At 54.7% G+C, this 18,400-nt stretch carries 19 protein-coding genes; 12 read left to right on the top strand and 7 right to left on the bottom strand.

Annotated elements, in window-relative coordinates:
- The first annotated feature begins 297 nt into the window (after positions 1–297).
- The 4 genes from QLH52_RS00185 to tadA all read left to right on the top strand — a co-directional run bounded on the left by QLH52_RS00185 (position 298) and on the right by tadA (position 5,142).
- On the top strand, positions 298–1,716 hold the full coding sequence (locus QLH52_RS00185; protein ID WP_319960158.1) for an acetyl-CoA carboxylase biotin carboxylase subunit: 1,419 nt from the start codon (positions 298–300) through the stop codon (positions 1,714–1,716).
- A gap of 16 nt (positions 1,717–1,732) precedes the next feature.
- On the top strand, positions 1,733–3,556 hold the full coding sequence (gene oadA, locus QLH52_RS00180) for a sodium-extruding oxaloacetate decarboxylase subunit alpha (protein ID WP_319960157.1): 1,824 nt from the start codon (positions 1,733–1,735) through the stop codon (positions 3,554–3,556).
- A gap of 151 nt (positions 3,557–3,707) precedes the next feature.
- The gene (locus QLH52_RS00175; RefSeq protein ID WP_205452801.1) at positions 3,708–4,676 is read left to right on the top strand and encodes an L-threonylcarbamoyladenylate synthase; all 969 of its coding nucleotides are present in this window, start codon (positions 3,708–3,710) and stop codon (positions 4,674–4,676) included.
- Between the two features lies 1 nt (position 4,677).
- Positions 4,678–5,142: a tRNA adenosine(34) deaminase TadA gene (gene tadA, locus QLH52_RS00170; RefSeq protein ID WP_319960156.1), complete on the top strand. Its 465-nt coding sequence runs from the start codon at positions 4,678–4,680 to the stop codon at positions 5,140–5,142.
- A gap of 206 nt (positions 5,143–5,348) precedes the next feature.
- On the opposite strand, the gene QLH52_RS00165 is transcribed toward tadA, so the two are convergent.
- On the bottom strand, positions 5,349–5,615 hold the full coding sequence (locus QLH52_RS00165) for a hypothetical protein (protein WP_319960155.1): 267 nt from the start codon (positions 5,613–5,615) through the stop codon (positions 5,349–5,351).
- 246 nt (positions 5,616–5,861) lie between these two features.
- Between QLH52_RS00165 and QLH52_RS00160 the strand changes: the two genes are divergently transcribed.
- The 6 genes from QLH52_RS00160 (at position 5,862) to QLH52_RS00140 (ending at position 11,182) form a co-directional block, all read left to right on the top strand.
- Positions 5,862–6,995 (top strand): S1C family serine protease, encoded by a 1,134-nt coding sequence (locus QLH52_RS00160; protein WP_319960154.1) that lies wholly within the window; start codon positions 5,862–5,864, stop codon positions 6,993–6,995.
- Between the two features lie 80 nt (positions 6,996–7,075).
- On the top strand, positions 7,076–7,312 hold the full coding sequence (locus tag QLH52_RS00155) for a TIGR02450 family Trp-rich protein (protein WP_319960153.1): 237 nt from the start codon (positions 7,076–7,078) through the stop codon (positions 7,310–7,312).
- Positions 7,313–7,315: 3 nt separating this feature from the next.
- A complete protein-coding gene (locus QLH52_RS00150; protein ID WP_319960152.1) occupies positions 7,316–8,839 on the top strand; it encodes an FAD-binding domain-containing protein in 1,524 nt (507 codons plus the stop codon).
- Positions 8,806–8,988 carry a DUF2256 domain-containing protein gene (locus tag QLH52_RS24555; RefSeq protein WP_425256933.1) on the top strand — a complete coding sequence of 61 codons (183 nt, stop codon included), beginning with the start codon at positions 8,806–8,808 and terminating at the stop codon, positions 8,986–8,988. The genes QLH52_RS00150 and QLH52_RS24555 overlap by 34 nt, the downstream gene beginning before the upstream one ends.
- A complete protein-coding gene (locus tag QLH52_RS00145; RefSeq protein WP_319960151.1) occupies positions 8,910–10,514 on the top strand; it encodes a cryptochrome/photolyase family protein in 1,605 nt (534 codons plus the stop codon). The genes QLH52_RS24555 and QLH52_RS00145 overlap by 79 nt, the downstream gene beginning before the upstream one ends.
- Positions 10,515–10,606: 92 nt before the next feature.
- Positions 10,607–11,182 carry a DUF2452 domain-containing protein gene (locus QLH52_RS00140; protein ID WP_319960150.1) on the top strand — a complete coding sequence of 192 codons (576 nt, stop codon included), beginning with the start codon at positions 10,607–10,609 and terminating at the stop codon, positions 11,180–11,182.
- A 223-nt stretch (positions 11,183–11,405) separates the two neighbouring features.
- On the opposite strand, the gene QLH52_RS00135 is transcribed toward QLH52_RS00140, so the two are convergent.
- From QLH52_RS00135 to QLH52_RS00110, 6 genes are all read right to left on the bottom strand, one after another.
- Positions 11,406–11,609, bottom strand: a complete 204-nt coding sequence (locus tag QLH52_RS00135; RefSeq protein WP_319960149.1) for a hypothetical protein — start codon at positions 11,607–11,609, stop codon at positions 11,406–11,408.
- Positions 11,610–11,630: 21 nt separating this feature from the next.
- Positions 11,631–11,927, bottom strand: coding sequence for a hypothetical protein (locus QLH52_RS00130; protein WP_319960148.1), 297 nt, complete (start codon positions 11,925–11,927; stop codon positions 11,631–11,633).
- Between the two features lie 555 nt (positions 11,928–12,482).
- Positions 12,483–13,535, bottom strand: coding sequence for a MerR family transcriptional regulator (locus tag QLH52_RS00125; RefSeq protein ID WP_319960147.1), 1,053 nt, complete (start codon positions 13,533–13,535; stop codon positions 12,483–12,485).
- A 126-nt stretch (positions 13,536–13,661) separates the two neighbouring features.
- Positions 13,662–14,066 carry a hypothetical protein gene (locus tag QLH52_RS00120; RefSeq protein WP_319960146.1) on the bottom strand — a complete coding sequence of 135 codons (405 nt, stop codon included), beginning with the start codon at positions 14,064–14,066 and terminating at the stop codon, positions 13,662–13,664.
- A gap of 90 nt (positions 14,067–14,156) precedes the next feature.
- Positions 14,157–15,974, bottom strand: a complete 1,818-nt coding sequence (locus QLH52_RS00115; RefSeq protein ID WP_319960145.1) for an ATP-binding response regulator — start codon at positions 15,972–15,974, stop codon at positions 14,157–14,159.
- The gene (locus QLH52_RS00110; RefSeq protein ID WP_033158526.1) at positions 15,974–16,627 is read right to left on the bottom strand and encodes a response regulator transcription factor; all 654 of its coding nucleotides are present in this window, start codon (positions 16,625–16,627) and stop codon (positions 15,974–15,976) included. Before QLH52_RS00110 ends, QLH52_RS00115 begins: the two co-directional genes overlap by 1 nt.
- A 436-nt stretch (positions 16,628–17,063) precedes the next feature.
- Between QLH52_RS00110 and QLH52_RS00105 the strand changes: the two genes are divergently transcribed.
- The gene (locus tag QLH52_RS00105; protein WP_205452787.1) at positions 17,064–17,477 is read left to right on the top strand and encodes a hypothetical protein; all 414 of its coding nucleotides are present in this window, start codon (positions 17,064–17,066) and stop codon (positions 17,475–17,477) included.
- A gap of 124 nt (positions 17,478–17,601) precedes the next feature.
- Positions 17,602–18,294 carry a hypothetical protein gene (locus tag QLH52_RS00100; RefSeq protein ID WP_205452786.1) on the top strand — a complete coding sequence of 231 codons (693 nt, stop codon included), beginning with the start codon at positions 17,602–17,604 and terminating at the stop codon, positions 18,292–18,294.
- The last annotated feature ends 106 nt before the right edge of the window (positions 18,295–18,400 follow it).

The following is an 18,400-nucleotide window of genomic DNA, read 5'->3' as shown; positions in this document are numbered from 1 at the left end:
TGTTTTATATCAACATTTCCCATCCACCCATTAAACTTGTTGGTATAGAAGCCACAAAAAGCCAATTAAATGCTGCTAACACAACAACTTAGCGGCTAGCGACTTCATCAAAGTCGTCGTAGCCAATATCGCGAAATTTGCCGGCTTATTCTGTTCGAATCCAGTGGCCGGCAACACCGCCACCACCCAAGCTAAAGGCTAAGCTTCCATCGGCAAGCGGCGGTTTTCCTGTTGAAAGATAGCCATAAATTGTTAGAGTAGTAGGCAAGTGACTGAACACTAAGACTCGGGAGCATCATGTTACGCAAAATACTGATCGCCAATCGCGGCGAAATTGCTGTCCGGATCATTCGGGCCTGCGCGGAAATGGGCATTCGTTCAGCGGCTATTTATTCGGAAGCCGACCGCTTTGCTTTGCACGTCAAAAAAGCTGACGAATCGCATTACATCGGCAGCGAGCCGCTGGCCGGCTATTTAAACATCTACGGCTTGGTAGATTTAGCCTTGCGCACCGGCTGCGATGCCATTCATCCCGGCTACGGTTTCCTGTCAGAAAACGCCCAGTTCGCCAAAGCCTGCCAGGAACGCGGCTTAGTCTTCATCGGCCCCTCCGCCGAAGTGATCCAACGCATGGGCGACAAAACCGAAGCCCGCAGCGCGATGATAGCCGCCGGTCTGCCGGTGACGCCCGGCTCGGACGGCAATCTGGACAGCGTCGAACACGCCTTGCAGGTAGCCGAACAGATCGGTTATCCGATCATGCTGAAAGCCACTTCAGGTGGCGGCGGGCGCGGCATCCGGCGTTGCGACAATCCCACCGAATTACGACAGAACTATCAGCGGGTGATTTCCGAGGCCACCAAGGCCTTCGGTAGCGCCGACGTGTTTTTGGAAAAATGCGTCGTTAACCCTATCCACATTGAGGTGCAGGTGTTAGCCGATCACTTCGGCAACACCATCCATCTTTATGAGCGCGATTGCTCGGTGCAGCGGCGGAACCAAAAGCTGATCGAAATCGCTCCTTCACCGCAACTGGATGAAGCACAACGCCAGTACCTGGGCGGTTTGGCGGTGATGGCGGCCAAAGCGGTCGGTTACACCAATGCCGGCACCGTTGAATTTCTGCTGGACGCCAACGGTCGTTTTTATTTCATGGAAATGAACACTCGGGTACAAGTCGAGCACACCATCACCGAGACCATTACCGGCGTAGATATTGTCGAAGAACAAATCCGCGTCGCCGCGGGTTTGCCGCTGCGTTTCAAGCAGGAAGAAATCGTCAGACGCGGCTATGCCATTCAATTTCGCGTCAACGCCGAGGACCCGAAAAACAATTTTCTCCCCAGCTTTGGCCACATTTCCCGTTACTACGCCCCCGGCGGCCCAGGCGTGCGTACTGACACGGCGATTTATACAGGATACGAAGTCCCGCCCTTTTACGACTCGATGCTGGCCAAAGTCATCGTCAGCGCGATGACCTGGGAAGACGCGATCAATCGCGGCGAGCGCGCTCTGAAAGACATGGGCTTATTCGGCATCAAAACCACGATCCCCTATTACTTAAAAATCCTCGGTCATCCGGATTTTCGCCGCGGTCGCTTTAATACCGGCTTCGTCGAAGCGAATCCCGACCTGATCAACTATTCCAACAAGCCGCGACCGGAAATTCTGGCTAGCGTGCTGGCGGCGGTTGTCGCCTCCCATACTGGCCTGTAAACCTAAGGAAACCCCAATGAGCAAAGTTTACGTAACCGACGTTATCCTCCGCGACGCCCACCAATCACTCATCGCCACCCGCATGCGCACCGAAGACATGCTGCCGGCCTGCGCCATGCTGGACGACATCGGCTATTGGTCGCTGGAATGCTGGGGCGGCGCGACCTTCGACGCCTGTCTACGCTTTTTAAAGGAAGACCCCTGGGAACGGCTGAGCAAGCTGAAAGCCGCCCTACCCAATACCCGCCTGCAAATGTTGTTGCGCGGCCAAAACCTGCTCGGCTACCGGCACTATTCCGACGACGTGGTGCGCAAGTTTGTCGAAACGGCCGCGCGCAACGGCATGGACGTGTTCCGTATTTTTGATGCACTAAACGACATCCGCAACCTGGAAACGGCGATTGAAGCCACCAAAGCCGCCGGCAAACACGCCCAAGGTACCATCTGCTATACCACCAGTCCGGTGCATGACATCGCCAGTTTCATCAAATTGGGTAAAGGCCTGGCCGACTTGGGCTGCGATTCGATTGCCATCAAGGATATGGCCGGTCTGTTGACCCCTTACGTCGCCGGCGAATTGGTCAAAGCGCTGAAAGATGCCGTCGATTTGCCGCTGCACCTGCATTGCCACGCCACCGCCGGCTTGGCGGAAATGTGTCAACTCAAGGCCATTGAGGCGGGCTGCGAACATGTCGATACCGCGCTGTCCTCCTGGGCCGGCGGCACCAGCCATCCGCCTACCGAATCATTGGTCACCGCCCTCCGCGGCACTGATTTCGACACAGGCCTGGATTTGGATAAACTGCAAGCCGTGAATCAATATTTCCTGGACGTTCGAAAAAAATACCACCGCTTCGAAAGCGAATTTACCGGCATCGACACCCGCGTGCATATCTTTCAAGTGCCGGGCGGCATGATCTCCAACCTGGCCAACCAGTTAAAAGAGCGCAATGCTTTGGATCGCATGGCCGAGGTATACAAAGAAATTCCCGAAGTCCGCAAAGACCTGGGCTACCCGCCGCTAGTCACCCCCACTTCACAAATCGTCGGCACACAAGCCGTGTTGAATGTGCTGACCGGCAAGCGTTACGACACCATCAGCAACGAGGTAAAACGCTATTTGCACGGCGGCTACGGCAAAGCCCCGGCACCGGTTAACGCCCAACTGCAAGCCAAGGCCGTCGGCAAAGAAGAAGTGATCGAGTGCCGTCCTGCGGATTTGCTAAAACCCGAGTTCGAACACTTACGTAACGAAATCGCCCACCTAGCGATGAATGACGAAGACGTGTTGAGCTTCGCGATGTTCCCAGAAATCGGCAAACAATTTCTGGAATTACGCTCCACCGACAGTCTGGTCGCCGAACCCTTGGAATTGGACGAAGCCCCGGCATCCGCGGAAGTGAAAAAAGCGCCCACCGAGTTCAACGTTGCGCTGCACGGCGAGTCCTATCACGTCAAAGTCACCGGTGCTGGTCCGAAAAACCAGAGTTTGCGGCATTTTTACTTCACCGTGGACGGCATGCCGGAAGAGATCGTCATCGAGACCCTGGACGAAATCGTCCTGGACGGCGGCGCGCAAGGCGCAGTACAGAGCGCTATCGCCAGCAAACGTCGCCGCCCCAGCGAGCCGGGCGATGTGGTGACCAGCATGCCCTGCAATATCATCGACGTATTGGTCAAGGAAGGTCAAAAAGTCAATGCCGGTCAATCTTTGCTGGTGACTGAAGCCATGAAAATGGAAACTGAGATCACGGCGCCGATAGCCGGCATCGTCAAAGCCATTTATGTGGCAAAAGGTGACGCAGTTAACCCTAATGAGGTGCTGGTCGAAATTAATTAGGAGAAAAGACTAAAGGCGAAAGGTAAAATGGCGTGTTTGCCGTGAGGATGGCTTCCATATATTTATAGCTGCTTACTTTGGCAAATGAATTCGCCACTACAATTATGTCGGCTGCTCGTCTTTTTAGATTTTTATCTTTCGCCTGATTACTTTGAATCCTAAACCCGTCACCGAAGAATCCATCCGCCACGCCGTCGAGCTATTACGGCAAGGCCAATTAGTCGCCTTTCCGACCGAGACTGTTTACGGACTGGGCGCGGATGCCGCCAATCCCGATGCGGTTGCCAAAATATTTGCCGCAAAAGGCCGGCCGGCCGATCATCCCCTGATCGTGCATATCGCCAGCGCCGCGCAAATGCATGATTGGGCGGAAGCCGTGCCGGAGGCGGCATTAAGGTTGGCTGAACACTTCTGGCCAGGCCCGCTGACCATGATATTGAATAAAAAATCGACCGTACCGGCCGCCGTTACCGGCGGTCAGGATACGGTGGGTTTGCGGGTGCCGGCCAATCCGGTCGCGCTGCAACTATTGCAAGCCTTCGGCGGCGGCATTGCCGCACCATCGGCCAATCGCTTCGGCCATATCAGCCCGACGCAAGCCGAGCATGTCGCGGAAGAACTAGGCGACAGCGTGGGCTGCATTCTGGACGGCGGAGCTTGTTCGGTGGGCGTGGAATCGACTATTATCGACCTCAGCGACGGCATCCCTGCCATTCTCAGGCCCGGCCGGATTACCCGCAGCCAACTGAAAGCCGTGCTGCATACCGACATTCGTCTGTCGTCGCAAACCAAAATTCGGGCGCCGGGCATGATGGCGGTACATTACGCGCCCAATACCATGGCCTTGCTGTGCCCGGCCGACACCCTGATCGCAATGACCGACGATCTGTGCGCACAAGGCAAACACATCGGCATCCTGGCCTTCAGCACGGAAATCGCCGAGATTCCCTGCCTGCATTTACTCAGATTACCGGCCGATGCCGAGCTTTACGAACCGGCGTTGTACAGCTCGCTACGTGCCCTGGATAACCTGCAACTCGACACCATTCTGATCGAACAGCCGCCCGACAACGAAGCCTGGGCAGCGGTCAACGACCGCCTGAATAAAGCCACGGTTTAACATGACCGACGAGGAATGGCTGCGCCATGCCATCCGCCTGGCACAGCGCGCCGAAACCCAAGACGAAGTGCCGGTCGGCGCGGTGCTGGTTTATGAAGGCCGCTGCATCGCCGAAGGCTGGAATCAACCCATCCAGAGTAACGACCCCACCGCTCACGCCGAAATCATCGCGCTACGCAAGGCCGGCCAAGTCTTAAACAACTACCGACTGATTGACACCACTCTCTACGTCACCTTGGAACCCTGCGTGATGTGCATGGGCGCCATTGCCCACGCCCGCGTAAAACGTCTGGTATTCGGCGCTTATGATCCCAAACGCGGCGCGGTCTGCCATGCGCTGCAACTCAGCGATGCGGCGTTCTTAAATCATCGCGTAGAATGGACGGGGGGGATTCTGGAGGCGGATTGCGCGGAACTGCTCAGCGATTTTTTCAAAGCCAGACGCCAGCAGTCGAGAGGCCGATAATACATCCTACCCAAACAAATTATTCAATTGGCCTGTCTGCCAGCGTGTTGAATAGCTGCCTGCCGATTGCCTGGATCCGCTTGCAGTTATTGATGCGTAAAGTACCTTGATAACAACCCTCTTAACTCTTTTATGCTTTGGCGAGCAGGATTTTTTATTGATTATGCCTGCCTAAACTGTCTTCAACTCTCAATTACACAGCCTGTTTACTTCATTTGCGTCGATTCTGAATGTCTATTCTCAGGCTCTTCGGCTACATTTTCCAAATGCCGATGAAACATAAAACGTTGTAGCGTACCGGTATACGTCACACCCGAGTGGTAATCGTAAAGCTCCACTTCAGATTCTTCCTCGGTTTGCAATGGCGCTTTGAGCGTGGCATTTTCATGATGTTCTGCAATAGCGGCACCTGTTAATCCCATACCCAAAACAGCAAATATGGCGAGTTTTATCGTGTTTTTAACTCGTTTCATGATGATCACTCCTATCCAGTAGCAAACGATCCAGGCGTTTTCGAGACTTTGCGATTTGACGATAGTTCCTAAATCCACTGTTGATTAAAAACACACGTATCTGACTCGCTTGAAATTTGCTAAACGCGCTCCCATTTTGCCGACGTAGCGGCTCAGTGGAATTGAATATCCCGCGCTGCCGCCGTTTAAAACAGTATTGATCTGTTCGCACGATTCTGGGTAGGAACCAACAAACCGGAGGCCGACATGCAACATCCCAATCATCCCGATTCGCCCGATGTATTCATTAAACGTGTATTCGCCGCCGGTGCAGTCGCCGCAGCGCTGATAGTGCTTTGGCATTGGCAGCCGGGAGCACCTGCGACCGAATCCGCCCCAGTCAGAACCGTCACCGCGCGCGGCGATTTGGCAGCGGACGAAAAAAGCACCATCGAATTGTTCGAAAAATCGCGAGATTCGGTGGTTTACATCAGCACTGCCGCGCTAGTGCGCAATGTCTGGACTCGCGACGTATTTTCAGTGCCGAAGGGCACGGGTTCCGGATTTATCTGGGACGAAGCCGGCCACGTGGTGACCAATTTCCACGTCATCGCCGGCGCCAATGAAGCCACGGTAAAACTGGCCGACGGCCGCGATTACAAGGCCACTCTGGTTGGCGCCAGCCAAGTGCATGATATTGCGGTGTTGAAGATCGGCGTCGGCTTCAAACGGCCGCCGCCGGTACCGGTCGGCACCAGCCGCGATCTGAAAGTCGGGCAGAAAGTGTTCGCTATCGGCAACCCGTTTGGTTTGGACTGGACTTTGACCGGCGGTATCGTCTCCGCGCTGGACCGCTCCCTGGGCGGTCAGGAAGGTCCGGCCGTCGAACATTTAATTCAAACCGACGCGGCCATTAATCCCGGCAACTCCGGCGGCCCGCTCCTCGATTCCGCCGGTCGGTTGATCGGCATCAATACCGCAATTTACAGCCCGAGCGGCGCCTCCGCCGGCATCGGTTTTGCGGTGCCGGTGGATACGGTGATGCGGGTGGTGCCGGAACTGATTAAACAAGGCAAATATATCCGCCCGGCCCTGGGTATCGAAATAGACCAGCAGATGAACGAGCAATTGGCGGCTTTGACCGGCACGGCCGGCGTCGCGGTATTGCGAGTGCAACCCGGTTCGGCGGCGGATAAAGCCGGTTTACAAGGCGTATCGATAACGGCCAACGGCATGGTGCCGGGCGACATCATCGTTGCCATTAACGGCAAGGAAGTCGATTCGCTATCCAAACTGTTCGCTCGACTGGACGACCAGAAGGTTGGCGATGTCGTGAAAATCCAGGTCGTCAATAACGGCAATAAGCGGGAAGTCGAAGTAACCTTACAGCCAGGAAATTGATTCTTCGGCATGGTGCCGATCTCGCCATTTCGGGATCGGCTGGTATGCTCGGAAGCTATATTCCTTAAGCAGACCAAGCCATGCCGACCGCCAAATCACCCAGGCTGAACCCGAACAAATTACTGCTCAGCAAATGGACCGCCGTTACCCCGCAAAACAAGGAAAAACACTTCATTGTCAGCAAGTTGTTGTGGCCGAACGACCCGGACGTACCGCTGGAAATGATCGAGTTGGAGGCGGTGTATAGCAAACGAGCGCAAGTAATGCCGTGGCGGGATTTGCTTAATACCGACAACTGGCGCCAGGGCTGGCATTAAGCGATGAGCTATAACTTGGTCTGGTTCAAGCGCGATCTGCGGGTACACGACCATGCACCGCTGCTTTACGCCAGCCGCAACGCGCCGGTGCTGTGTTTGTTCATCATCGAACCCAGCTTGTGGGCGGCCGACGACGTTGCCACGCACCACTACCAATTTTTACGCGATAGCCTGCTTGATTTGGAACTTGCCTTGCGCAAACGCGGCGGCGGCTTGCGTATCGAAGTGGGCGAAGCAGTGGCGGTTTTGCAGCGGCTTTGGCAGGAAGCGCCCTTCCTGGCGTTGTATTCGCACCAGGAAACCGGCAACTGGCTGAGCTTTCAGCGCGACTTGGCGGTGCAAGGCTGGTGCCGGGAACACGGCTTGCTTTGGCACGAATTTGCTCAGTTCGGTGTGGTGCGGCGCTTGCAAAATCGAGACTTGTGGAAAGCGCATTGGGAAGCGCTGATGGCGGAACCCTGCCTGGAACCTCCCGTTTGCGATTGGATAGCGCTACCTGAACCTTTCACCTGGCCCGAGCCCAATTCCCTGGGCTTACTTCAGCCCGACCTGCCGCTGCGACAACTGGGTGGCCGCCGCCAAGGCATCGAAACCTTGCGCGACTTTCTGTTCGAGCGTTGCGGTGCTTACCGAGGCGGCATCTCCTCGCCCTTGTCCGCACCAACGGCCTGTTCGCGACTTTCTGCTTATCTGGCCTTCGGCTGTTTGAGTTTGCGGGAGGTCGTGCAAGCCACCCGCCGCCAGTTGGCTGCTTTACCGCGCGGCGATGCCCGTCGAGCCGGTTTGACGGCCTTCGTCAGCCGCTTGTACTGGCATTGCCATTTCATGCAAAAGCTGGAAAGCGAACCGGAACTGGAGTTTACCAATCTGCATCGCGGCTATGACGGCCTGCGCGAAGCGGACTGGAATCCGGTGCATTTTCAGGCCTTAAGCGCAGGGCAAACGGGTTGGCCGCTGGTCGATGCCTGTGTGGCGATGTTGCAGCAAACGGGCTGGCTGAATTTCCGCATGCGGGCGATGCTGGTATCGGTAGCCAGTTATCCTTTGTGGCTGCATTGGCAACCGGTCGGCACTTGGCTGGCCCGGCAGTTTCTGGATTACGAACCCGGCATCCACTGGAGCCAGATGCAAATGCAAGCCGGCACTACCGGCATTAATACCACGCGGGTGTATAACCCGATCAAACAGGCCCGCGACCACGATCCGCACGGTCATTTTGTCAGACATTGGCTGCCGGCCTTACGCCGCGTACCCAATGAATGGCTGTTCGAACCGTGGCGCATGTCGGTAAAACTGCAACAACAATGCGGCCTGAGGATCGGTGTGGATATTGCCGAACCGCTGGTCGATCTGGAATCAGCTACCCGGCAGGCCAAAACCCGTGTTTACCAAGTGCGTGGCCGCGCCGACGTGAAAGCCGCCAAGGCGGCTATCGTCGAGAAACACGGCTCGCGAAAGCAGCCCACCCGCCGCCGACCAACCCAAGCCGCAGCCTGCGACTGGGTACAAACCCAGCTGGATTTTTAATGCACCAAAAAGCCTTGCTGCCTGCCAAGCTCTGTGCCGTCTGCGGTCGACCCTTCGTGTGGCGTAAAAAATGGGCCCGAGACTGGGATACGGTGAAATATTGTTCAGAGCGTTGCCGCCGGCAACGCGGCACGGCCAAAACCGCATGACGACCTTGCGGCTCATTCTGGGCGACCAGTTAAATCCGCTGCACAGCTGGTTTGCGCAAACCGATGATGAAGTGATTTATACGCTGATGGAAATCCGCCAGGAAACCGATTACGTGCTGCACCACGCACAAAAAATCATCGGCATTTTCGCGGCAATGCGCGATTTCGCTCAGCATTTGTCGGCCCAAGGCCATCGCGTGCATTACCTGCCAATTGACGATAGCGGCAACCGCCAGTCGCTGACCGCCAATTTGGATGTGTTGATTACGCAGTATCGGGTCCAGCATTTTGAATACCAGCTCCCCGACGAATGGCGTTTGGATCGGCAATTGTGCACCTATTGCCAACAGTTGCCCATCAGCAGCCGAGCCTGCGACAGCGAGCATTTCTATAGCCAGCGGGAGGAAGCGGCAGAGTTGTTTGGCTCTCGGCCGCATTGGCTGATGGAAATGTTCTATCGGCGCATGCGGGTTAGACATGGCGTGTTGCTGGAAGACAACCAACGCCCAATAGGCGGGCAATGGAATTTCGACCACGACAACCGCAAAGCGTGGCCCGGCACGCCGGCGGTGGCCGCTGACACTCGGCCCCGCCACGACCATAGCGCGATTTGGCAAAGCATCGTCGCGGCGGGCGTGAACAGTTTCGGCACCGCCGACGCCGACGATTTCCGCTGGCCGCTGAATCGGGCAAAAGCCTTACAGCAACTCGAAGCGTTTATCGCCGATGGCCTGCCGCAGTTCGGCGATTTTCAGGACGCGATGAGTAGGCGCAGTTGGCGACTGTTTCATTCGCTGCTGTCGTTTGCGCTGAACACCAAAATGCTTAATCCGCGTGAAGTGGTCGAACGCGCCGAACAGGCTTATCGCCAAGGCCATGCGCCGCTGGCGGCAGCGGAAGGCTTCATCCGGCAAATTCTCGGTTGGCGCGAGTACGTGCGCGGCGTGTATTGGGCAAGGATGCCGGACTATGCCACGCACAATTATTTCGGCCATGCCCGACCTTTACCGGCCTGGTTCTGGACCGGCGAAACCCGGATGAATTGCCTGGCGGCTGCCATCGGCCAATCGCTGCAATATGCTTACGCCCACCACATCCAGCGGCTAATGGTGATCGGCAATTTCACCCTGCTGGCGGGCCTGGCACCGGAAGCCGTGCATCGTTGGTATCTGGGTGTGTATATCGACGCCTTTGAATGGGTGGAATTGCCCAATACGCTGGGCATGAGCCAATTCGCCGACGGCGGCCTGCTGGCGACCAAACCTTATGTATCCAGCGCCGCGTACATCGACCGGATGAGCGACTATTGCAAGGGTTGCCACTACGACAAAAAAGCCCGCAGCGGCGAGCGGGCTTGTCCGTTCAATGCGTTGTACTGGGATTTTTTTATCCGCCATCGCGACAAGCTAAATCACAATCCGCGCCTGAGTATGGTCTATCGCAATCTGGATCGGTTTGCGGCTGCGGAGCTTAAGGCGATCACTCAGCGTGCGGAAACGGTTTTAGAGGATTTGCCGGGGCTTTGAAACGACTATTAAGCCGGCTCTTATTGTCACTGGCGTTTCGATCTGGGATAAATCGGACCAGCCGTTTTTTGCAACCATAGCGGATACTTTGAATGATGAGTGTAATCAGTAAACCAGCCAATCCTCAGGGCAAGGGAAGCATCGCTGTACTGGACAGTTTACAGCAGGCCAAAAAGCAGCTGATTGCCCCCGCCAAAAACATTCAGCAAATCAGCAGCGATTTATTTACCTCTCTGTTTGTTCTCAATAGCCAAATTCGGTTTAAACCGACCACGGAACAAGTGTATTGGCTGTATTTCAAGGATGGCCAGTACCGTTTGTCATTGATAGCGCCGCAGCAATGGTACCCGGCCCAGTCCGGGCGATTCATAGGCGCTTGCGAATTGCAGTCGGATTTAACCTGGACTTTGGAGTTATCAGACGCTTGCGCCAACGATGGCGCTTTTATCCAAGAGATAGCAAATCGCCGCCAGCAACTGGAACAGAAACTGCAACAGGCAGAAAAAATCGACGACCTATTGCCGGTATATCTGGAAACCCTGCCATATTACTCACGAGTACTTGCAGCGGCGCTGGCCTATTCGCTGAAGCAATCCATGCAAAAATCGGGTATTTGGGGTTTGAATTTTCGGCAAGCGGAAAAGTTACTGATAAACCGTATCGATTAAATAATCTTGCAGACGATTCGATCCAAAGTCGTTGATTTTGAGGCGTTAAAATCGGTAGTCGAGCCTAAAGCGACAGTCAGTTGAGCTTCCCAATGACCGCTAATGGATACTAATCTGAATCTGGTTTGTGGAAGTAGGCTGAGTTGAATGATAATGAAACCCAGCTAGAAGCCATTAAAGCTGAGTATCGCTGGCTCTCCACCCAGCCAACGGCCCTGAAGGGTTAATTATTTGAGATTTTTTTAATTAAATTAAAAATCTCTTTTGGATATTCACTTTTAAGCTGTTGTAATTTTGATAGATGCTCTCTAATACGCTCCCCATTCTCATATTTTTCAAGCTTTACTTTGAATACTTGATCTTCAACTAACGAAAAGTATTCTTTAGGATACATGTAACCTTTAACAAAACCATAGCCAGATTTCACTAAGGTTATTGCAATTTTATCTTAATACAGCTCAACTTGTAGCCCTTTATGTCGTTCATGTATATTTTCTGCGTAACCAGCGCTTGGCTCTGCATCCAGATAATCTCCATTCCAAGTATATTCTTCGAATGGGCCTGCTTCATTGATATGCGAAAATGCTTCAGAATTCAGACAGGCGGTTTTCCAAGAACAAAATGGATGTTTAACATTTTTATTCAGAACCTTGGTTAAGAAAGCCATAGCAATTACCTTTTTAAAATTAAATAATACAATAAAAACAAACACATATAGTGTGTTGCGGAATTCGTTATTGGTCAATAAGGTGATTTTTCTGTTAACAGTAGATAGCGGAGTGCTAAATAAACATATATGAACTAGTGGTTGTTATTTAGGATACATATTTCGGTATCCCTACTAGTTAATGTTGCAGCGAGTTATTAATAACAAGGTGTGAAGCTAGTCTTATTAGTAGCTTATTGTTAGTAGAACACTAGCAAGTAGCCTCGATGAAATCGAGGATTCGAAGACCAACGCCTTTCAATTGTCGATGTTCGTCTGATAACGGATGGTCAGAAGAGCCCCTCGATTCCGCTAACGCTGCATCGAGGCTACGCAAGACCAGCTCAGGTCGTACAGACATAAACGCTATTAGGTGACTATCCATTCCACTGCGGTCACTGAAGCCGAAGTGCGATGTTGAGCTAATGGGCGATTCCGCCCAAACTCTCGGAAAAGTTCTCCCCTCGGACTGTTCCTAAACAACAAAGAGCGTTGTTGATTTCGCACTTCTGTCAGCCTCACATTTTGGTTAGCAACTTATTCTTAGACTGAGCCACCGGGTTCGGTAAAAGAAGGCCAACCTGCTCATTCACCTTAGGCTACACAGCTCTCCGACAATCGGGCTTGACGCAGTTCGCCCACCGCCTGAAACACATAAGCCAATAGCGGCTGGTCGATAAACGTGCCGAAGAACAGATAAGGTTCGGCCTGATTGGCGGCGCGAATCTTGGCATGAGTTTCGGGATTATCGCCGGCGTAGGCGCGGAACAATTCCAGCCAGGTTCGGGCCAGTTGCTGCATGCGCGGATCGTTCGGCGGCGTGCCGTCTTCCCTGTGTTGACGTATCGCGGCGATCAGCGGCGGCCACTCGTCGGCGCGCTTGCCGTAGTTTTCGCGCATAAAGCTGAATTCGTCGGCGGCGAGGTATTTCTCGTAGATCGTCAATTTGGTCTCGATGAATGCGCTTTGGATGTAAGCAACGACTTCCGGCGTCACACCTGTTTTAGCTTGTACCGTCGGTTCGCCGACCATCATGGCGTTGAGTTTAACGAGTAGCCGAGGATCGCCTTGGGTGTCGCGTTCCAGCATGCTGATCCATTGCCTTGCCAATTCCTGGGCCTCGGCACTCTCGGGCGCGACCCCGGCCTGCATCGCTTCGTGCACCGCTTGAACCAGTGCCGCCCATTCGCCGGCGGTGGAGGTCTCGTCTATATCCAGCAGCGGCAAGCGCTTAAGGTCGTTGGCGGAAAAATATTTATCGTACATGGTCATCATCTCCAGTGTGGTTAGCCAATCGGCAAGCTCCGGTTCTTCTCCGCGCATCAATTGCAGTTGCAGGCCGGACAAGCGGTCGCGCAAGGCTTGGCTTTGCGCGATCTGCTGGTCCAAGGCTTCAATCTGCCGTTCGACGATAGTCGCGAGATTCAGTCCGGAGTTTGCCAAAATGTCTCCGATGTCGGCCAGCGACAGACCAAACCGCCGTAAGGCTTGAATTTGATGCAATCTGGAAATGTCCGCCCGGTTATACAGCCGGTAGCCGCTATCGGAACGCGCGGAAGGCTTTAGCAAACCGATGCTGTCGTAGTGGTGCAAAGTACGGACCGTCAGTCCGCAGCGTTTGGCAAGATCGCCCACTTTAAGCAACATGGTTTGGCTCCTTCGTTATGCGTGCCGCCAGCATAGAGCGTGACGTTGCGTCAGGGTCAAGCGCCATGGTTAAGATAAATAGATTGGAACTGGGTTATTAAAATGTTGATGGCCGCGTCCTGGGCCTCAAGCCATCACATCCAGTTTCGGCGGCAAGGCCATGCCGTCGAGACGTTTAACGTTGCTCAACACTTTTTCCAGAAAAGCGGTGTCTTCGTGACGGCTTTTCTGAAATTCGATCTGCGCTTCGATCTGGCCCAAATAATCCACCTTCACGTCGCCGGCATCCCCTGCGCCGGAGGAGTTGATGGTGGCGGTTGGAATATAAGGCACGACGTCCAGCAAACCGTCCACGCCGGATTTGATCAAGGCGTTGATTTCATTGAGCGAGACCCGGCGCATATCGACGGTCCGCGGCGCTTGGCTTTGATCGGCTGCCTCGGCGATTTTAGCGATTGCCGGCGACGGCAAAGTTTTTCCGCTGACAGCTCGGCTAGCGGCAAGGCTGGGTCCTATGTTCGAAATATTCATTGCAAACTCCTGGTTATAAGGTGAGTGTCCATTCCACCCAGCAAAATAGACGCCATTTGTTGAGGCTTGGGATTGTCGAATTGGCGTCTTTTACGAGTAGTTATTGTCGGCCGCCGGCAATAGCCGGCTCAGCAGGGCATGTAACGCCACAGGGTCCAAAGGCTTGTGCAGCACCAAGTAACCTTCCTGCTCGGCTTGCGCCAAAGCCGGGGAATTGAATTCGCCGCTGACCATCGCCCCGGCGGCATCCGGGCAGCGTTCCAGCAAGGCTTGCAGCAACTCGAAGCCGCTTTCGCCGGAGCGCAGGCGCTGGTCGCAAAAGATGGCCTGCGGTTCGAAGCCGGCATCGAGCAAGGCCAATGCATCGTTGGCGGAGGCGGCGCAAGCCGTTTCCACGCCCCACGAATTCAATAAGGCTTGCCAGGCGTTGCGCACTTGCGGTTCGTCGTCGATCACCAGGCAGCGGCCGCTCAGCGCTGCGGCTTGCTCGACCGGTGCGACCGGCTGGTCAGCCGCCATAGTCCACCGCTCGTGGCTGAGAGCGGCGGCCGGCAATCGCAACCAGAAGCGTGAACCGCGGCCTTCCCGCGAACTCAAGCCCTGGCTCGCGCCCATCAAATCCGCGCAGCGCGCCACTACCGCCAAACCCAAGCCGTGACCGGCGTTGTCGATGCGCCAGGCATGTTCGGGGCGGAAGAATGGCGAGTAAATCCGCTGTTGGTCATCTTCGGCGATGCCGACCCCGGTATCCCAGACCTCGAACTGCCAGCAAGCACTGCGCCGCCGCACCGCCATCAATACCCCGCCGCTTTGGGTATAGCGCAAGGCATTTTGCATCAGGTTGATCATGGACTGGCGCAACAACATGGCATCGGCGGTGACTAAGGCCCGGCCGCCGCTCAACCGCACTCTGAGATCGATTTGCCGTGAGCGGGCCTCTTCACGAAACAACGTGGCGACATCGTTCATCAGCGGGTCCAGCGCCACGGTTTGCAGATTGACCGGCTGGGCGCCCAGCTCGATCCTGGACAAGTCCAGCAACGAATTGAACATCTGTGTAATCGATTGCACGCTTTGTTGCAGATCTTGCAATGCAGGTTGCAAACTCGGTTCCTGATTGCGGCGGGAAATCGATTCTATTAAAAAGCCCATGGCATGCACCGGCTGGCGCAAGTCGTGGCTGGCCGTGGTCAGGAACTGGTTTTTGGCGCGTAAGGCGGCTTCGGCTTCCTCCTTGGCGCGCCGATAATTCTCAGCCAACTTGGCGCTATCTTCTTCCAGTTTTATTTGCTGCAGGAAAAAGCCATGGGCAATCGAGGAGTGCCGGTGTATCGATAAGACGTAACTGACGCACAGAGGCATGATTAAATGCCAGTGCTCGGGAAACGTCCATGGGGTCAACAGTGTGCAACCGCCCCAAGCGGCACCGAAAAACCGCTGAAACGCACTGAATACTGGTGATTGGTGGGTGGCGTTAGCCGCCATGATTGCCGCCAAACTCATGTAAAGCAGTAAGGTATATTCGAACGGGACCCGACCGGCGATGATAAGCACCAGCGCCGCCAAGCCGAGCCCATGCGCCAAGGCCATGCGCAGAATGATGGGTAGCCAATGGGCGACCGCCGCATGCGGATCAAGGCTGGCCCTGTCACGCAAGTATTGCCGCTGTTGCAGGCGCACGGCAAGCACGACCAAAAAATACGACACCGTCCACGCCAGCAATCCCAAGACGTCTTGATCGAGTTGATGCTTCCAATACACGAAGGGCAAGCCTACAAACGGGATAATGGTGATCCCGTACACCAGCCGGTTATGCGTCATGTCCAGCAATCGAGCTTGGCCGGCCGGGCTGATGTCGGCAAAGCGCAGCGGCTTGCTGTCCGTTGAATCGGCCAGTGTGGTTTGCATCAGGAGCCTTCCAGCTTTTTGCCGCGTAGCATGGTAATCACCTCGATCCGGTTGCGGGCCCCCAGCCGCTCCAGAATACCGGTGACGTGTTCTTTGACGGTTTGTTCGGACAGCGACAGGTTCAAGGCGATGCGTTTGTTGGGCAAGCCTTTCAACATCATCGCCAGCACCTGGCCTTGGCGGGCGGTCAAACCCAGCTCGGCAGCGGTGACCGGCAGTTCCTTGAGCGGCTGATTGCTGCCTGTCACGGCAAATGGACCGCTGTGAAACCAAGTGTCGCCCCGTAACAACGCGGCCACGGCACGGCCGAAAATCTCCGGCGCTTCCTGCTTGTGCAGAAAGCCGTCGGCGCCGGCCTCGCGTGCCTTGTCCGACACGGCCGAATTGTCGTCCGCGCTGATTGCCAGCAAACGTGTCGCCGGGTACTGGCGTTTCATTTGCACTAGCAACGGCAGCGACGCACCTTCCGGCAGCCAAAAATCCACCACGGCCAACGACGGCGGCTGGGCGGCATCGAGAATCGCCCAAAACTCGGCGATGCTGGATACCGGCCGAGCCTGACCGAAGCCGCAATGCGATAGCAAAAAATCGGCGATACCGCTCGCCGACAGCGGATGGTCGTCGATAACCAACGCACTAGCCGAATTTGTCACGCTCAACTCTCCCTAATGGTCGATAGCCTGGTTCGGCATTTTGCGTCGAACCAGGCTATCGCTAAAACATGCAAAATAATTACATCTTAACAAACAGCCGATGCGCCCCAATACCCTACTACGGTAGGGTTACGCCGCCGCACCGCGCTTCCGATAATGCTGCCCAGGCTCGTCGCCGTCCATCGGGGTTCCGGGCATTTTCATCCCTGCAAAACGGCTGTTTGGAGAACGCTTTTTGATCTCACTGATTTATTAATCAATAAAAGCAGCCCATGACGAGTTTTATAAGACATTCGATGCCGTTACATCAACCTTAGGTTTATCAATTAAAAAGAGGCGACGCTATGAAAACGTACTTTCCATTGTTACCGGTTATGGTTGTTTTAACCCTTGGTGGGCATGCTTTACGTTTGCGCGGCAATGACAAGGAGAATCCATGAAAAATGTTATGACCATGATTGCCACGTCCATGCTCTGTTCATGCGGTTTTATGACGCCAGCCAAACAATATGCGGGCGACACGCTTAGCGCTGACGAGATTGCGGTAATCCAAAGTGTTGTGGGCACCCCTTTTGCCGATGCCTATCACGCGACCATCATCGGCTATACGAAGATTGAAGCCAACGGCGCGGGCGAACAAAAGGCATTTGGCTGGCCGGGTTTTACGGACTACCCCAGCGAGATTCATGTCTTGCCTGGAGAGTACGACATTCAAGTCTATTGCTTTAAAGGATTTTCGAGTCATAGACCCAAGAAAACCCTGGTTTTACAAGCAGGCCAAACCTATTTGCTCAAATGCGATGTCCGAAGCGATCAGGCGTTTATCGGGGTGAGCTCGCGAGCCAACTAGCCAGTTAGGTCGATTGGGTTTTACCCGCCATGGTTAACTCGATCTATTGTTTTTGCCCAGTCGAAAACCATCTTCCGAGACCAACGCGCTGTTTAGTAATACATTACAAGAATGGCAATAGCTGATGCCAATGATCAAATCGGCGCCACGCAAGTTTGTCTTATGCCTGATCGTCTCTCTGTCGATACATCTTGGGATAGTGTTGACGTTGACCGATATAGACCGGCCGAGAAAATCGGCGGACCGTTTGACAGCGCTATCGGTGGAATTCAAGATCCTACGCTTAGCGGAACAAGGCAGGCAAAATCAGTTGCCGCTAAGCCCGCCGCCCAGGTTGGCTGGAGGCAGATCGAGGACGCCACCAAAGCCGGCGCCGATTTTGCCGGATCATGGCGGCTCTTCGCCGAGGCAAACGAACAACGCCGCGCCGCGGACCGACGGGGCTGCGAATCCTGCACACCCCGAGTCTGCCAAACTCGACCTATCCAAGGTATTGGACGATATGCGCCAAGTCGCCCGAGAATCGTCCGAACTTGCAGGGGGAAATAAGTTTGATCGCCGCAAATTGGCGGTTGCCCCGGAAAATCTTAAGGCGCCGGATAGCAGGCCCGTACAAGAATCGGAAACCTATACGCTTCCCAACGGTTACCAGCGCCGATGCGTCGTCAACGCGGATGGCAAAAAGCAATGTATGAGTAAAGAGGCGGATGATGGCAGTATTTGGAACGCTAAGATTTATTTACCGGACTCGCTGCCAGCCGACGGCAAATCCATCGAATTCGCTCGACGTCTACAGCAGGTTGTCGGCAAACATTAGCGCCATCGGTCGGCTCGATGAAGTTGCATGATTTTTGGCATTGATGGCTAGGCCACTAAGCGCACCCGAGCTAGATGTCGGTTGCATCGCTTGCTTTATCGACCGC

Source organism: Methylomonas defluvii (genome assembly GCF_033949435.1).
Taxonomy (GTDB): Bacteria; Pseudomonadota; Gammaproteobacteria; order Methylococcales; family Methylomonadaceae; genus Methylomonas; species Methylomonas defluvii.
This window is presented reverse-complemented; position numbering and strand designations above follow the sequence as displayed.

Bases quoted from the DNA above. Each gene is read 5' to 3' on its own strand.
- QLH52_RS00185 (WP_319960158.1), top strand. From the start codon at position 298: ATGTTACGCAAAATACTGATCGCCAATCGCGGCGAAATTGCTGTCCGG.
- oadA (WP_319960157.1), top strand. From the start codon at position 1,733: ATGAGCAAAGTTTACGTAACCGACGTTATCCTCCGCGACGCCCACCAA.
- tadA (WP_319960156.1), top strand. From the start codon at position 4,678: ATGACCGACGAGGAATGGCTGCGCCATGCCATCCGCCTGGCACAGCGC.
- QLH52_RS00165 (WP_319960155.1), bottom strand. From the start codon at position 5,615: ATGAAACGAGTTAAAAACACGATAAAACTCGCCATATTTGCTGTTTTG.
- QLH52_RS00160 (WP_319960154.1), top strand. From the start codon at position 5,862: ATGCAACATCCCAATCATCCCGATTCGCCCGATGTATTCATTAAACGT.
- QLH52_RS00155 (WP_319960153.1), top strand. From the start codon at position 7,076: ATGCCGACCGCCAAATCACCCAGGCTGAACCCGAACAAATTACTGCTC.
- QLH52_RS00150 (WP_319960152.1), top strand. From the start codon at position 7,316: ATGAGCTATAACTTGGTCTGGTTCAAGCGCGATCTGCGGGTACACGAC.
- QLH52_RS00145 (WP_319960151.1), top strand. From the start codon at position 8,910: ATGGGCCCGAGACTGGGATACGGTGAAATATTGTTCAGAGCGTTGCCG.
- QLH52_RS00140 (WP_319960150.1), top strand. From the start codon at position 10,607: ATGATGAGTGTAATCAGTAAACCAGCCAATCCTCAGGGCAAGGGAAGC.
- QLH52_RS00125 (WP_319960147.1), bottom strand. From the start codon at position 13,535: ATGTTGCTTAAAGTGGGCGATCTTGCCAAACGCTGCGGACTGACGGTC.
- QLH52_RS00120 (WP_319960146.1), bottom strand. From the start codon at position 14,066: ATGAATATTTCGAACATAGGACCCAGCCTTGCCGCTAGCCGAGCTGTC.
- QLH52_RS00115 (WP_319960145.1), bottom strand. From the start codon at position 15,974: ATGCAAACCACACTGGCCGATTCAACGGACAGCAAGCCGCTGCGCTTT.
- QLH52_RS00105 (WP_205452787.1), top strand. From the start codon at position 17,064: ATGAAAAATGTTATGACCATGATTGCCACGTCCATGCTCTGTTCATGC.
- QLH52_RS00100 (WP_205452786.1), top strand. From the start codon at position 17,602: ATGCCAATGATCAAATCGGCGCCACGCAAGTTTGTCTTATGCCTGATC.